16 protein-coding genes are annotated in these 14,629 nt (G+C 70.5%); 14 read left to right on the top strand and 2 right to left on the bottom strand.

Annotated elements, in window-relative coordinates; genetic code table 11:
* Positions 1 to 2 precede the first annotated feature (2 nt).
* A complete protein-coding gene (locus tag ON26_RS11110; RefSeq protein WP_040795990.1) occupies positions 3 to 380 on the bottom strand; it encodes a nuclear transport factor 2 family protein in 378 nt (125 codons plus the stop codon).
* A gap of 96 nt (positions 381 to 476) precedes the next feature.
* On the opposite strand from ON26_RS11110, the gene ON26_RS11105 reads away from it, so the two are divergent.
* The 14 genes from ON26_RS11105 (at position 477) to ON26_RS11040 (ending at position 13,823) form a co-directional block, all read left to right on the top strand.
* Positions 477 to 1,613 (top strand): acyl-CoA dehydrogenase family protein, encoded by a 1,137-nt coding sequence (locus ON26_RS11105; RefSeq protein ID WP_040795989.1) that lies wholly within the window; start codon positions 477 to 479, stop codon positions 1,611 to 1,613.
* A 115-nt stretch (positions 1,614 to 1,728) separates the two neighbouring features.
* Positions 1,729 to 2,517: an enoyl-CoA hydratase/isomerase family protein gene (locus ON26_RS11100; RefSeq protein WP_040795988.1), complete on the top strand. Its 789-nt coding sequence runs from the start codon at positions 1,729 to 1,731 to the stop codon at positions 2,515 to 2,517.
* Positions 2,518 to 2,577: 60 nt separating this feature from the next.
* On the top strand, positions 2,578 to 2,979 hold the full coding sequence (locus ON26_RS11095; RefSeq protein ID WP_051026950.1) for a Zn-ribbon domain-containing OB-fold protein: 402 nt from the start codon (positions 2,578 to 2,580) through the stop codon (positions 2,977 to 2,979).
* Complete coding sequence (locus ON26_RS11090; RefSeq protein WP_040795987.1) at positions 2,976 to 4,127, top strand: thiolase family protein; 1,152 nt, start codon at positions 2,976 to 2,978, stop codon at positions 4,125 to 4,127. Before ON26_RS11095 ends, ON26_RS11090 begins: the two co-directional genes overlap by 4 nt.
* A gap of 14 nt (positions 4,128 to 4,141) precedes the next feature.
* Positions 4,142 to 5,350, top strand: coding sequence for an acyl-CoA dehydrogenase family protein (locus ON26_RS11085; RefSeq protein WP_040795986.1), 1,209 nt, complete (start codon positions 4,142 to 4,144; stop codon positions 5,348 to 5,350).
* A complete protein-coding gene (locus ON26_RS11080) occupies positions 5,347 to 6,321 on the top strand; it encodes a phosphotransferase family protein (RefSeq protein ID WP_040795985.1) in 975 nt (324 codons plus the stop codon). The genes ON26_RS11085 and ON26_RS11080 overlap by 4 nt, the downstream gene beginning before the upstream one ends.
* Positions 6,322 to 6,345: 24 nt before the next feature.
* A complete protein-coding gene (locus ON26_RS11075) occupies positions 6,346 to 7,548 on the top strand; it encodes an acyl-CoA dehydrogenase family protein (protein ID WP_040795984.1) in 1,203 nt (400 codons plus the stop codon).
* Entirely contained in the window at positions 7,545 to 8,306 is a 762-nt protein-coding gene (locus ON26_RS11070; RefSeq protein WP_040795983.1) for an SDR family NAD(P)-dependent oxidoreductase, read from the top strand. The genes ON26_RS11075 and ON26_RS11070 overlap by 4 nt, the downstream gene beginning before the upstream one ends.
* 12 nt (positions 8,307 to 8,318) lie before the next feature.
* Entirely contained in the window at positions 8,319 to 9,092 is a 774-nt protein-coding gene (locus ON26_RS11065) for an SDR family NAD(P)-dependent oxidoreductase (protein WP_040795982.1), read from the top strand.
* Positions 9,092 to 10,180 (top strand): NAD(P)-dependent alcohol dehydrogenase, encoded by a 1,089-nt coding sequence (locus ON26_RS11060; protein ID WP_040795981.1) that lies wholly within the window; start codon positions 9,092 to 9,094, stop codon positions 10,178 to 10,180. Before ON26_RS11065 ends, ON26_RS11060 begins: the two co-directional genes overlap by 1 nt.
* On the top strand, positions 10,177 to 11,691 hold the full coding sequence (locus tag ON26_RS11055) for a class I adenylate-forming enzyme family protein (protein ID WP_040795980.1): 1,515 nt from the start codon (positions 10,177 to 10,179) through the stop codon (positions 11,689 to 11,691). Before ON26_RS11060 ends, ON26_RS11055 begins: the two co-directional genes overlap by 4 nt.
* A gap of 41 nt (positions 11,692 to 11,732) precedes the next feature.
* Positions 11,733 to 12,356, top strand: coding sequence for a TetR/AcrR family transcriptional regulator (locus tag ON26_RS11050; protein ID WP_040795979.1), 624 nt, complete (start codon positions 11,733 to 11,735; stop codon positions 12,354 to 12,356).
* Positions 12,357 to 12,429: 73 nt separating this feature from the next.
* Positions 12,430 to 12,765, top strand: coding sequence for an EthD family reductase (locus ON26_RS11045; protein ID WP_040795978.1), 336 nt, complete (start codon positions 12,430 to 12,432; stop codon positions 12,763 to 12,765).
* Positions 12,762 to 13,823 carry an MBL fold metallo-hydrolase gene (locus tag ON26_RS11040; RefSeq protein ID WP_040795977.1) on the top strand — a complete coding sequence of 354 codons (1,062 nt, stop codon included), beginning with the start codon at positions 12,762 to 12,764 and terminating at the stop codon, positions 13,821 to 13,823. Before ON26_RS11045 ends, ON26_RS11040 begins: the two co-directional genes overlap by 4 nt.
* On the opposite strand, the gene ON26_RS11035 is transcribed toward ON26_RS11040, so the two are convergent.
* A complete protein-coding gene (locus ON26_RS11035) occupies positions 13,772 to 14,545 on the bottom strand; it encodes an SDR family NAD(P)-dependent oxidoreductase (RefSeq protein WP_040795976.1) in 774 nt (257 codons plus the stop codon). The genes ON26_RS11040 and ON26_RS11035 overlap by 52 nt on opposite strands.
* Positions 14,546 to 14,629 lie beyond the last annotated feature (84 nt).

Raw genomic sequence — 14,629 nt, 5'->3', positions numbered from 1 at the left:
TGTCAGCGCTCGGCCGGGGAATCGGCGGGCAGCAGGGCGAATTCGGGGCTGAAGCTCACCTGGTAGCGGTCGATCAAGCCGTCCGGGCCGACGTGCATCGCGCCGACGAAATGCCCGGTGGTCACCGATCCGCCCTGCTCGGTGACGTCGCCGTAGGCGAACAGCGCATCTCCGTCGGCCGCCACACGGCGCAGGACGTGCTTGCGGTCGACCTTCGGCCTGCCGGTCAGGTAGTCGAGCATGGCCGAGCGGCCGTGCCCGAGATTGACGCCTGTCGGCAGCACCATGGCGAACTCGACGTCGACGGCCAGCATGGCCGTCGCCTCCTCGAGGCGGCCGCTGTCGACCTTCGCGTAGTAGTCCTCGATCGCGTAAGTCATAAAATGAACTTAGTTCAGTTTCCTCTTCCTTGTCGAGCCCTCGGCCCACTACGCTCTCGTCAGACATTGAACTGAACTCAACTCTACGGAGCGAAGATGTCCCCCACCCTGGAACTTCCCTGGCCGCGCACCGAACCCCCCGGCCTGAACCCGGATACCGACCGCGTCGAACTAGGTGACACGCTGCGCGCGCTGCTCGCCCGCCACGGCGATATCGACCAGGTGCGCGCCGCGAGCGAGACCGAGCCCGGATACTCGCCGGAGTTGTGGCGCCTGCTGGTCGAAGACATGTCGGTGGCCGCGATCGCGGTACCGGAGGAGCGCGGCGGGCTCGGCTACGGCACCGCCGAACTGGCCACGATTCTCGAGGAATGCGGCCGCGCGCTGGTGTGCGAGCCGGTGCTCACCTCCGCTGTGCTGGGCGCCCAGGCGCTGCTCATCGCCGAGGAGCCCGGCCTGGTCGCCGAATGGCTCGAGGCCGTCCTCGCCGGGCGATCGCTCGCGACGGTGAGCACCCTCGAGCCGGCCACCGATCAGCTGCGCGCCGTGCACGGACCGGACGGCTGGACGGTGACCGGCACCGTCACCCATGTGCTCGGCGGCGCCTCGGCCGACCTCGTGGTGAGCACCGCCGACACCGGCGATGGGCGAATTCTGTTCGCCTTCCGGCCGCGCGGCGCCGGGAACCGCATCCCGCGCACGGTGCTGGATCCGACGCGCGGACAGGCCGACATCGCTGTCGAGCGGTGCCACGCGGTCGCGTTGACAGTTCCCGAGGCGACCCCGGCCGCGGTGACCCGCTTGCGCGATCTCGCCACGCTCGCGATCGCCTGCGAGCACACCGGCATCGTGGACCGATTGCTGGCGATGACGGTCGAATACACCCGCACCAGACAGCAATTCGGCCGGCCGATCGCCTCGTTCCAGGCGATCAAGCACCGCTTGGCCGACATGCTCGTCCTGCTCGAACGCTCGCGATCCGCCGCGCGCTACGCGGCCGCCGTGCACGCCGAGGACCCGGAGGCGGCGCATCTGGCCATCGCCGTGGCAGGCGCGGTGTGCACGGACGCGGCGGTGGCGGCCGCCGCCGAAGCGGTGCAATTGCACGGCGGCGTCGGCTTCACCTGGGAGCACCCCGCGCACTCGTTCTACCGGCGCGTTCTCGGAAACGAAGCGGCACACGGGGATGCGCGCACACACCGCGCGAGGGTCGCCGAACTCATCGGCGTGTAACCCGTCCGAAAAATCGCGCGGCCGAACGTATTGACGGCAGGCCACCTCACCCACTAAAACTGAATTGAATCCAGTTCAACTCCGAACTCCGGAACCCAACCAGAAAGAGGCCACCATGGTCGACACCGATCACATCCTGCTCGAGAAGGACGGCGAGATCGCCCGCGTCTGGCTGAACCGCCCGCACAAGAAGAACGCGGTGACCGTCGAACTGCTGCACCGCCTGGACGAGATCATCGTCGAGGTCGACAACGACCCGAACCTGAAGGTCCTGGTGCTGCGCGGCGTGAACAACACCTTCTGCTCCGGCTTCGACCTCGACGAGCTGCGCGCCAACTACGTCGGCAAGACCAACGCGATGGATGTCGCGGTGCTCTCGGCCAAGGTCTGCGACCGGCTGTACTCGATGAACACCCCGTCGGTGGCCGTGCTCGAGGGCTACGTCACCGCCGGCGGCTTCGAGCTGATGATCTCCTGCGACTTCGCCGTCGCCGCCGACGACGCCAAGATCGGCGACTTCCACATCCGCCGCGCCCTGTTCGGCGGCGCGGGCCCGATCTACCGCCTGCCGCGCATGATCGGCATCCGCAAGACCAAGGAGCTCATGCTCACCGGCAAGCTGCTCTCGGGCAAGGAAGCCTCCGACTTCGACCTGATCAATGCCTCCGCCCCGGCCGAGGAGCTCGATCAGCTGGTCGCCGACTTCATCGCGCCGATCATCGACAAGAGCCCCTTCATCATGAAGCTCACCAAGATGACCATCGACCGCGGCCTCGACGCCGACATCCAGTCGCTGATGGTCATGGAGCACCTGGCGGTGGGCAACGCGCTGCAGTCCGAGGACGCGGCCGAGGGCGTCAACGCCTTCCTGGAGAAGCGCGCCCCCAAGTGGGTCGGTCGCTGATTCACGGCGACAGCCACGACACAGCGAACCCCGAGGCAGAACGAGATGGCGGGAGACGACATGGACGAACCGGTTCTGGAAGGCAGTGAGTGCACCGTGTGCGGCACGGTCGGCTTTCCGGTGAGCACGATGTGCACCCGCTGCGCGACACCGACCGCACGGCCGCGGCAGCTCAGCCGCGAAGGCGTCGTGTGGGCGTACACGGTGCAGCGCTTCGCACCCAAGTCGCCCCCCTATGTCGTTCCTGCCGAGGGGTTCTCGCCCTACGCCGTCGGTTGGGTGGAACTGCCCGAGGGCGTCCGGGTGGAGGCGGTGCTCGACGGCGCCGGCTCCACCGAACTGGACCAGGCACCGGTGCGCCTCGTCGCAGCCGCACCGGTGCCCCGGTTCGAAGTCGTACCCGCGACCGCGAGCACCGCCACCACGAACTCCGTGACCACAGAAGGGGGCGAGACCCGATGAACCAGCCCGTCTCCATCATCGGGGTCGGCCTGTCGAAGTTCGGCAGGCAGCCCGGGGTCAGCGGCAGGCAGATGGCGGTCACCGCGATCGGCGCAGCGCTGGCCGACGCGGGACTGGCCTGGCCGGACGTGCAGATCGCCTATGGCGGCAGCGACGGCTCCGGCCTGGCCGACACCCTGGTCGCCGACCTGGGCTTGACCGGCATACCGTTCAGCAACGTCAAGAACGGCTGCGCCACCGGCGGTTCGGCGCTCTTCGCCGCCGTCAACGCCATCCGGGCGGGCGTGGCCGAGGTCGCCCTCGCGGTCGGCTTCGACAAGCACCCGCGCGGCGCCTTCGACCCGACGCCGGGCGAATGGGGGCTGTCGGAGGGTTACGGCAGCGAGGGACTGATGGTCACCACCCAGTTCTTCGGCGCCAAGATCAATCGCTACATGCGCCGCCACGGCATCACCCCCGCCACGCTGGCTGCCGTGGCCGAGAAGGCTTATCGCAACGGCGCTCGCAATCCCAACGCCTGGCGGCGCGATCCGCTCTCGGCGGCCGAGATCGCCGCCGCGGACATGGTCAACGACCCGCTCACCAAATTCATGTTCTGCTCCCCGGGCGAGGGCGGCGCCGCGGTGATCGTCGCGTCCGAGGAGATGGCGAAACGCCTCGGCGCCCGGGCGGTCGGCCTGCGCGCCATCAGTCACCGGACCCGCCGCTTCGGCTCCTTCGAGGTGTTCAGCCCGGCGGTGCAGGGCAGCGACGAACCGACCAGCGTGAGCACCGACGCCGCCCGTGCGGCCTTCGAGCAGGCGGGCATCTCTCCGCAGGACGTGGACGTCGCCCAGCTCCAGGACACCGAGAGCGGCGCGGAGATCATGCACATGGCCGAGTGCGGCTTCTGCGAGCACGGCGAGCAGGAGAAGTGGATCGCCACGGGCGAGACCGAGATCGGCGGCCGCCTGCCGGTCAACACCGACGGCGGCTGCATCGCCAACGGCGAGCCGATCGGCGCCTCCGGACTGCGCCAGGTGCACGAGATCGTCACCCAGCTGCGCGGCGAGGCGGGCGCGCGGCAGGTGCCCGGCGCGCCGAAGGTCGGATTCACCCACGTCTACGGCGCGCCCGGTATCAGCGCCTGCACCGTGCTGGCCGTGTGAGAGGAGAAGCAACCGTGCCGACACAGACCCTCCCCGATCTCGCGACCTTCACCGCACAGGCGCGCGCCTGGCTGGCCGAGCAGGCCGAGCCGCGCACCGCCGCCGCGTGGGGCGAGGGCTCCGATTCCGTCGCCGTGTTCGAGAACTGGACCGCCGAGCAGGAACGCGCTCACACCGACGCCATCAGGGCCTACGAGCAGAACAAATTCGACTCCGGCTGGGGCGCGCTGGACTGGCCCGAGGAGTACGGCGGACGCGACCTGCCGATGTCCTACGTGCTCGCCTTCCGCCGCGCCGAGGAGGAGTTCGCGGTGCCGCGGCGCACCGAGATGTTCTCGGTGACACAGCAATTGGTGGCACCGACCATCGCCCAGTGGGGCACCGAGGGGCAGTGCGAGCGGTGGGTGCGGGCCATGCTGCGCACCGATCTCATCGCCTGCCAGCTGTTCTCGGAGACCGAGGCGGGCTCGGATCTGGCGGCGGTGCGTACCCGCGCCGTGCGGGGCGAGGACGGGACGTGGACGCTCAACGGCCACAAGGTGTGGACCTCCGGCGCCCGCGTCGCCGATCTCGGCGTGGCTGTGTGCCGCACCGATCCCGATGCGGCCAAGCACGCCGGGCTCACCGTCTTCCTGGTCCCGATGGACTCCCCCGGCGTCACCGTGCGCCCGATCCGGCAGATGACCGGCGGCAGCTCGTTCAACGAGGTCTACCTCGACGAGGTCCGGCTGTCCGACGAGTACCGGCTCGGTCCGGTCGGCAAGGGCTGGCCGGTCGCGCTGACCGTGCTCGCCGCCGAGCGGCTCGACGGCGCGCACCTGGGTCTGGCCAATGCCGATCAGGCGGTGGAATTGGCCCGGCACCTGGGCCGCGAGCTCACCGAACTCGAACGCGACCGCGTCGCGGATCTGGTGACCCGCAGCTATGTCCAGCGCGTCGCCGCCATGCGGGTGGCCGCCGCGGTCGTCGCGGGCAACGATCCCGGTCCGGAGGCCTCCCTCGGCAAGCTGCTCGCCGTGGACACCATGGCGCGCACCTCCGAGGTGGCCCGCATGCTGCTCGGCCGCGATCTCGGCGCCGACTCCGGCGAGTGGGGCCGCTTCGCCTGGACCGAGCACGTCCTCGGCGCGCCCGGCTACCGCATCGCCGGCGGCACCGACGAGATCCAGCACAACATCATCGCCGAGCGCGTGCTCGGCCTGCCCAAGGAGCCACGCGTATGACCACCGCGCAGCGCGAAGCGAGCACCGTGCGGCCCCGGGTCGCCGAACGGTTCGGCGCCGAATTCGGCGAGACCGTCACCGGTTTCGAGCCCATGCTGGGCGGCCATTCCGGGCTCACCTACCGGGTCACCACCGATCGCGCCGCCTACGTCGTCAAGGCCGTGCCCGAGGGCCGCAAGCCGATCGGCAGGCACGACATGCTGCGTCAGGCCGCCATCATGCGGGCACTCGCGGACACCCCGGTCCCGGTGCCGCGCATCGTCACCGAGGACAGCGCCGAGCCCGCCTGGTTCGCGATGGAACTGGTGGCGGGCGACTCGCTCGAGCCGGTCCTCGACGATCCCGCGGTGGAGCCCGCACTGGCCGCGGCCCGGATGCGCCGCGCCGCCGAGGTGCTGCCGCTGCTGCACGCCGTCGACCCGGCGACCCTGCCCGGCGAGGAACAGCCGCTCTCCCCCGCCGACGAGCTGGCCCGCTGGGCCAAGACCCTCGGCGCGGTTCCCCCCGAACTGGTGGCAGGCGGCGCGCATCTGCTCGACCTGCTCGGCCGTGACATCCCCGAACCCGCCGAACCGACCCTGGTGCACGGCGACTACCGCCTGGGCAACATCCTGTGCGCGGGCACCGAGCCGGCCGCGCTGATCGACTGGGAGATCTGGAGCGTCGGCGACCCGCGCGTCGAGCTCGGCTGGTTCCTGGTGTTCACCGACGGCGCCACCTTCCCCGGCGTCGGCCGTGCGGTCCCCGGCCTGCCGACCGCCGCCGAGCTGGTCGAGCTGTACCGCGAAAGCCGTTCGCTGCCGGGCGATCTCACCTGGTTCGACGCTCTGGGCCGGCTGAAGATGGCCGCGATCATGGGCCACAACCTGCGCAGGCACCGCGAGGGCAGGCACCACGATCCCGACCAGGAGAAGCTGCCCGCCACCATCGACCGTCTCATCGAGACCGGCACCGCGCTGCTCGCCGGTTGACCGTCACTTTTCAGGAGCCGCACCGTGGACTTCTCGTATTCCGCTCGCACCGACGAGCTGCTCGACAAGCTCGAACTCTTCATGGACACCTACGTCTATCCGGCCGAAAAGGTCTACGACGAGCAGATCGCCGCCGCGAGCAACCGGCACGACCTGCCGCCGATCATGCGCGAATTGCAGGCCGAGGCCCGCGCGCAGGGCCTGTGGAACCTCTTCATGACCCACGGCGGCTACGGCGCGGGACTGACCAACCTCGAATACGCCCCGCTGGCCGAGGTGATGGGCCGCTCGCTCATCGGCAACGAGGTCTTCAACTGCTCGGCCCCCGACACCGGCAATATGGAGATCCTCGCGCTCTACGGCACCGAGGCCCAGCGCGCGCAGTGGCTGAAGCCGTTGCTGGACTGCAGCATCCGGTCGGCCTTCGCCATGACCGAGCCCGCGGTGGCCAGCTCCGACGCCACCAATATCGGCTCCACCATCCGCCGCGACGGCGACCACTACGTGCTCAACGGCCGCAAGTGGTACATCTCCGGCGTCCTGGACCCGGCCTGCAAGCTGCTGATCTTCATGGGCAAGTCCGATCCGGACGGCCCGACCTACCGGCAGCAGAGCATGATCCTGGTGCCCGCCGACGCCCCTGGCATCGAGGTCGTACGCGACCTGCCGATGTTCGGCTACTACGACCGCCTCGGGCACGGCGAGGTGCAGTTCACCGACGTGCGCGTGCCGGTGGAGAACATGCTCGGCAACGAGGGCGACGGCTTCGCCATCGCCCAGGGCAGGCTCGGGCCGGGCCGCATGCACTACGCGATGCGCGCCATCGGTATGGCCGAGCGGGCGCTGGAACTGATGTGCCGTCGCTCGGTGGACCGGGTCGCCTTCGGGCAGCCGCTGGCCGAGCGCGGCGTCGTGCGCGAGTGGATCGCGCGCAGTCGCATGGAGATCGACCAGATCCGCCTGCTGGTTCTGCAGTCGTCCTGGATCATGGACACCAAGGGCAATGCCGCGGCCCGGTCCGAGGTCGCCGCCATCAAGGTGGCCGCGATGGAGGTCGCGCACAAGGTGGTCGACCGCGCCGTGCAGGCCTTCGGAGCCGCAGGCGTCAGCGACGACACCGTGCTGGCCCGCATGCACGCCGTCACCCGGGCCCTGCAGATCGCCGACGGCCCCAACGAAGTCCATCTGCGCACCATGGCGCGTCTCGAGGTGAAGAAGTACCGATGAGCATCAACACGGACCTGAACGGCAAGGTCGCCCTCGTCACCGGCGCCAGCCGCGGACTCGGCCTGGCCATCGCGCGCGGGCTGAAGCAGGCCGGCGCGACGGTGATCGTCTCCAGTCGCAAGCTGGAAGCCTGCGAGAAGGCGGTCGCCTCCCTCGACGACGTCACCGTCGGCGCGGCCTATCCGCTGGCGCTGCACGTCGGGCACTGGGACAGCATCGAGCCCGCCGTCGACGGCATCATCGCCGAGTTCGGCAGCCTCGACATCGTGGTGAACAACGCGGGCATCGCCCCGCCGGCGGAGAACCTGGCCTCGGTCACCGAGGCGCTGTGGGACAAGACGCTCGAGGTGAACCTGAAGGGCCCGTTCCGCCTGATGGCGGTCGCGGGCGCCCGGATGGCCGCGGCCGGGGGCGGCTCGATCGTCAACATCTCCAGCATCGGCGCCGAACGGCCCAGTCCGCCGGAGGCCATGTACGCGGCGGCCAAGAACGGGCTGAACGCGCTGACCAGGGCCTTCGCCCAGGAGTACGCGCCGACGGTGCGGGTGAACTGCGTGATGCCCGGCGGCTTCGCCACCGACATGGCCGAGAACTGGGACGAGGAATTCGTCGGCAAGATCATCGACCGGCTGCCCGCGGGCAGGCTGGGCAGGCCGGAGGAGATCGCCGGGCTCGTGGCGCACCTGGCCGGCGATGCCGCCGGCTACACCACCGGCGCGCTCATCCCGGTCGACGGCGGCCGCACCGCGGTCTACTGAGGTGAAGACACGATGACCGAATCCAGTACTCTGCACACGCTTTTCGGGCTACACGGACGGGTCGCCGTGGTCACCGGTGCCTCCTCCGGCCTCGGGCTCGGCTTCGCCCGCACGCTCGCCGGCGCGGGCGCGACCGTCTACGCCGCGGCACGCCGCCTGGACCGGCTCACCGCGCTGGCCGAGCAGGACCCGCGCATCGTGCCGGTGCGCTGCGATGTCACCGACGACGCGGACCGCCACGCCCTGGTCGACCTCTGCTACGAGCGCTCCGGCCGCCTGGACGTGCTGGTCAACAACGCGGGCAAGCCGGGACCGCCCTACGCCGAGCAGGAGACCGCTGCGGGCTTCGCCTCGATCCTCGAGGTGAACCTGCTGGCCGGGTTCCACCTGTCCACCTACGCCGCCTCCCGGCTGCCCGAGGGCGCCACCGCCTCCCACATCAACATCTCCTCGGTGGTCGGCCTCGTGTCCACCGCGCCCATCGGCGGGGCGAGCTACGCCGCCTCGAAGGCGGGCACCCTCGGCATGACCCGCGAACTGGCCGGTCAGTGGGGTCGCCGGGGGATCAGGGTCAACGCCGTGGTGCCGGGCTGGTTCGATACGGAGATGACCGACGGACTGTTCGAGAACGAGAAGTCCGCGGGCTGGGTACGGCGCAACACCATGCTCGGCCGCGGCGGCGTCGCGGGCGAGGTCGACGGCGCGGTGCTGTTCCTGGCCTCCGACGCCTCCTCCTACGTGACCGGCCACACCCTGGTCGTCGACGGCGGCTGGACGGCGCGCTGATGCTCGCCGTCCAGCTCACCGCGTGGGGCGCCGAGCCCGAGGTCAGGGACGTGCCCGTGCCGCGCCCCACCGGCGAGCAGGTGCTGCTTCGGGTGACCGCGGCCGGGCTGTGCCGCTCGGATCTGCACGTCATGGACTCCCCCGCGGGCCGCTTCGACTACCCGCTGCCGCTCACGCTGGGCCACGAGGTGGCCGGTGTCGTCGCCGAGGTCGGCCCGGACGCCGACCCCTCCTGGCTGGATCAGCCGGTAGTGGTGCACGGGGTGTGGAGCTGCGGCGAGTGCCGTAACTGCCTGCGCGAACGGGAGAACTACTGCCTGCGACTGCGTCCCGGCGCCGACGGCAGGCCGGCCCGCATAGGCAACGGCCTCGGCCACCACGGCGGTCTCGCCGAGGCGATGCTCGTGCCCTCCACCAGGTTCCTGGTACCCGCGCCCGATGTCGATCCGGTGGACTGTGCTCCCCTGGCCGACGCGGGCGCCACTGCTTTTCACGCGGTGCGCGAGCACCGGGATCTGCTCGACGCGCACACCGTCGTGCTGACCATCGGGATCGGCGGTCTCGGCCATCTGGCCGTGCAGATCCTGCGCGACTTCGGCGTCACCGAGATCGTCGCCGTCGACGAGCGCGCCGAGGCGCGGGAACTGGCCGTGCGGCTCGGCGCCAGGGCGGCCTATCCCGATGTCGCCTCCGCCGCCGCCGACCCGGCCGCCGCGGACGGGATCGATCTGGTCCTCGACTTCGCGGGCGCGCCCGGCACTCTCGGCCCGGCCGCCGCCACCCTCGCGCCCGGCGGCAGGCTCGTGCAGGTCGGCAGCGCGGGCGGCCGCGTCGAGGTCGGCAAGGATGTCGGCCTGCCCAACGGCTGGCAGGTGAGCGCCCCGTTCTGGGCGACCCGCGCCGACCTGCGCGCGGTGGTGGACGCCGCCCGTCGCGGAGTGTTGCGCAGCACGACAGCCACCTTCCCGCTCACCGACGCGCCCGCGGTCTATCGCGCCCTGCGCGCGGGCGAGATCACCGGCAGGGCGGTGCTGATTCCCCCCACTCAGACAACGAGTACGACTATCGGTACGAGGAACGGACGATGAAGGCACTGGCGAAGGACATGATCGAGCGGGCCGGGCGCGAACCCGGCCGGCTCGCGGTCGTCGACGAGCTCGGCGAGCACACCCTCGGCGAGATCGTCACGGCCGCACAGCAGTTGGCCGGACGGCTGGCCGCGGTGGACGCCGCCGCGCCGACCGTGCTCGTGCAGGCCGACAACACCTGGCGCACGGTCGCCGCGGCGCTCGCGGTGGGCCTGCGCGGCGGGGTCGTCGCGGTGTTCAGCCCGCACGCCAACGAGACCGAGTTCCGGCTGGCCGTCGAGGACATCGATCCCGACGTGGTCGTCGGCGACCCGCAATCACTGGCGCACTGGGCTGTCCCCGATGACGAGTTCCCCGTGCGCGAGGCCGCTTTCGACGCGCTGACGCTGTGCGCCAAGCGGGGCGGCTTCCGGGATGTGGCACGCTGGCGCGGCGGCGCCGCGATCGCGATGACCTCCGGTTCCACCGGCAGGCCCAAGTGCGTGGTGCAGTCCGAGGAGGCCATCCGCTACGCCTGCGACAGCACCATCGAGGCGGTCGGCCTGTGCGAGGGCGAGGCGGTCGGCGCGTTCGTGCCGCTGTCCAGCGTGGCCGCGTTCTGCTTCGGCCTGTATCTGCCCGCCCATCTCGGCGGGCACATGGTCTCGATCGGGCGCTGGTCGCCTGCCGACGCGCTGGACGCCATGGCCGAGCACCGGGTCGCGTGGACCATGCTGGTGCCGACCATGGCGCTGCAACTGTCGGTGGTGGACGGCGCGGCGGGCAGACTGTCGGCGCTGCGCGCGATGACCGTCGGCGGCGGTCCGATGAACGAGCGGGCGCTGGCCGAGGCCGAGACCACCCTGGGCACCCGGTTCCTGCGCGTGTTCGGCATGTCGGAATGCCTGGGGCACACCACCCCGCGCCCCGACGACCCGCAGGCGATCCGGCTGGGCCGCGACGGCAGGCCCTTCCCCGGCACCGTGGTGCGCGCCGTGGACGAGACCGGAAAAGTGCTGCCGCCCGGCGAGATCGGCGATGCGCAGGTGCGCGGGCCGTCGTTGTTCGTCGGGTATGCTCGCGACGGCGTTCCGGTGCCACCGGAACTGACGCCGGACGGTTTCCTGCCGACCGGCGATCTGGTCGAGGTGGCGGCGGACGGTTCGATCCGGGTGATGGGTCGCCAGAAGCAGATCATCATCCGGGGCGGACGCAATATCGACATCAACGAGGTGGAAGCGGCGATCGCCGCTCTTCCGGGCGTGGTGCAGGTGTGCGTCGTGCCGGTGCCCGACGATCTTCTGGGCGAGCGCGCGGCCGCACTGGTGGTGACCGGTGGCGCACCGTTGACCTTGGACGAGGTCACCGAACAGCTGGCCGCGGCGGACTTCCCCAAGTTCAAGTGGCCGGAGTATCTGTTCACCGTCGCCGACCTGCCGCAGAACCGGGTGGGCAAGCTGTCCCGTCCCGATGCGGTCCGGCTCGCCACCCAGCTCACCGAAAATGACCTGAGTTCATCTCAGGTCGGGTAAAGTTCCTCTATTCAGACACCGACCGCCTGGGGGCATGGCTGATGACCGTCGACACCGCAAAGCGCCGCGAGAGTTCACGCTCCAAACGGAGCAACATTCTCGCGGTCGCGATCGAGCAGTTCGGACGCACCGGCTACGAACACACCAAATGGGCGTCGATCGCCGACGAGGTCGGCATCGGCCAGACGGCCCTCTACCACTACTTCGAGTCCAAGGCGCACTGCCTGCTGACCATCATGCGGCTGGAGCTGGCCGACTCGGTCGAGCGCTTCGACGCCGCCACCGAGGGGATCGACGATCCGGTCGAGGCGCTGCGGGCGGCGGTCAGCGGCGCCCTGGCCGCCACGCCGAGCGATGCGCTGCAGCGGCGCATCCTGCAGAACCACATGGATCTACTGGCCGGCGAGCGCCAATCGGAGAAGGAAGAGGCCGAGCGGCTGCGCTCGCGTGAGCTCGTGCAGGAGATCGAGGCCCGCTGGACGGCTCTGGTCACCCGCGGCGTCGAGGCGGGCGTATTCGTCGACGACGATCCGCGCACGCTGGGCAGGCTGGTGCTCGGCATGATCATCAGCGTCTGGCGCTGGTACCGGCCGGACGGGTCGCGCACGCTGGAGGAGATCATCGAGACCGTGCGCGAGGCAGCGGTCCGAGCGGTCAGCAAGTAGGACCGGGCCGCCCCCAGGGCGGCCATTCTTTTACGCTTCGAAACAGAACAGAATTCAGTTAGGAGAACCGCCGATGTTCAATCTGATCCTGCTGGCCGCCCGCCCGAGCGACTGGACCCATGAACAGTTCATCGAGTGGTGGCGCGGCCCGCACGCCGAGGTCACCTTCCCGCTGCCCGGGCTGCTGCGCTGGCAGCACAACGAGATCGTCGACAGCGGCGACGAGCGCTCGGCGGGCTGGGACGGCCTGTCCATCCTCAGCTTCGAGTCCAGGGAAGCCCTCGAGGCGGCGTTGGCCAGCCCGGAATGGAAGGCCGCGGTCGAGCATGTCGGGAGCATGCGCGGCAGGCGGATGATGTGGTACGGCGACGAGCGGACGATGGTTCCGCCGGCCGCCGCCTCGTCATGAGCGCCGAGTGGGCCGAGCCCGGTTGCCACCGGGTGACCGACGGGGTGCACCGCATCCCGCTGGCCCTCCCGCAGGACGGCCTGCGCGCGGTGAACGTCTACGTCCTGGAGACCGATGCGGGGCTGGCGCTGATCGACGGCGGCTGGCACCGCCCGGACACCTACCGGGAGCTGGCCGCCGGACTGGCGAAGATCGGCCGCACCCCCGACGAGATCCACGACATCTACGTCACCCACATCCACCGCGACCACTACACCTTCGCGGTGGAGTTGCGCCGCCGCCACGGCTGCCGGGTGCACCTGGGCGCGGCCGAGGCACCCGGCCTCGACGAGATACGGCTCCTCGGCAACAACGTCCCCGAGAGCTCGCTGCGCGAACTGCGCCGCGCGGGCGCGCCGGACCTGGCCGCCGCCATCCACGCCGAGGTGATCGACGAACCGTTCGACGTCGCCGACTGGGAGGCGCCGGACCGGTGGCTGCGCCCCGGCCCGCTCGGCCTGCCCGGCCACGACCTGCAGGTGATGGCCACCCCCGGACACACCAAGGGGCACATGGTCTTCCACGACCACCGCAACGGCCTGCTCTACACCGGCGACCACCTGCTGCCCACCATCACCCCGTCCATCGGCTTCGAGCTCGGCGAATGGGACCTGCCGCTCGGCCGGTTCCTCGACTCGCTGCGGCTGCTCACCGACTGCGAACGCACCATGCTCCCCGCGCACGGCCCCGCCGGCGGCAGCGCGGGCGCGCGGGCCGCGGCGCTGCTCGAGCACCACGACCGGCGTTTCACCGAAATCCTGGCCCTCCTGGACGATTCGGGGCCGCGCACCGGTTTCGAGGTCGCCGCCGCGCTCACCTGGACCCGGCGCGGCCGCCGCTTCACCGAACTCGACACGTTCAACCGCATGATCGCCGTCTGCGAGACCATGGCCCACCTGGACGTGCTCGTGGCCCGCGACCTGATCGGTCACGGGCCACGGGACGGTGTCGCGATCTTCGCGCCGCGTCAGGCGGCGGTCCAGCCGCCGTCGACGTACAGCTCGGTTCCCGTCACATAGGTGGAGTCGTCGCCGGCCAGGAACGCGACCGCGGCGGCGACCTCCTCCGGCTTGCCCAGTCTGCCCATCGGCGTTCCGGCCAGCATGCCCCGGTGCCGCTCGGTGCCCTCGTAGCGTTCCTTCAGCTGCGCTGTCCCGATGAATCCCGGATGGATCGAATTGACCCGCACGCCGCGCTGCGCCCAATGCAGCGCGGCGTTCTTCGTCATGGTCCGCACCGCGCCCTTGGCGGCCGCGTAGGCCATGCTGTTGCCCAGCCCGCCGACCGTGCCGAGGATCGAGCACAGGTTCACGATGGAACCGCCGCCGCCGCGCTCGATCAGCGCGCCCGCGTGCTTCATGCCCAGCCAGGTACCGGTCTGGCTCACCTCGATCACCCGGTTGTAGCGGTCCAGCTCTTCGTCCACCACGGTGGCCAGGCTGCCGATGGCGCCGTTGTTCACCAGCGCGTCCAGCCTGCCGAAGCGGGCTTCGACGGTCTCGGTGATCGCACGCCAGGCGTCCTCGTCGGCGATGTCGAGGCGCAGCGCCAGGTGCCGATCGGGGTCGTCGAAGCCGGCGAGCAGTTCGGCGCAGACCGCGGTGGTCTCCTCGGTGGCGTCGGTGGCCACGAGCACTGCCCCCTCGGCGGCGAGCCTGCGCACGATCTCCACACCGATCCCGCCACTGGCGCCGGTCACCAGCACGATCTTGTCGCGTAGCCGGTCGAGTCCAGCCGTCATCGTCTTCGCCTTTCGTCGTCTGTTTTCACGTCGTCGGTAATGAACGTCGTTCGCGCACAATCGGTTCGCGCAACGGACGAGGCC

It is taken from the genome of Nocardia higoensis NBRC 100133 (genome assembly GCF_000308595.1).
Taxonomy (GTDB): domain Bacteria; phylum Actinomycetota; class Actinomycetes; order Mycobacteriales; family Mycobacteriaceae; genus Nocardia; species Nocardia higoensis.
Note: the sequence above shows the minus strand (reverse complement) of the source record. Positions and strands in the feature narration are given on the sequence as shown.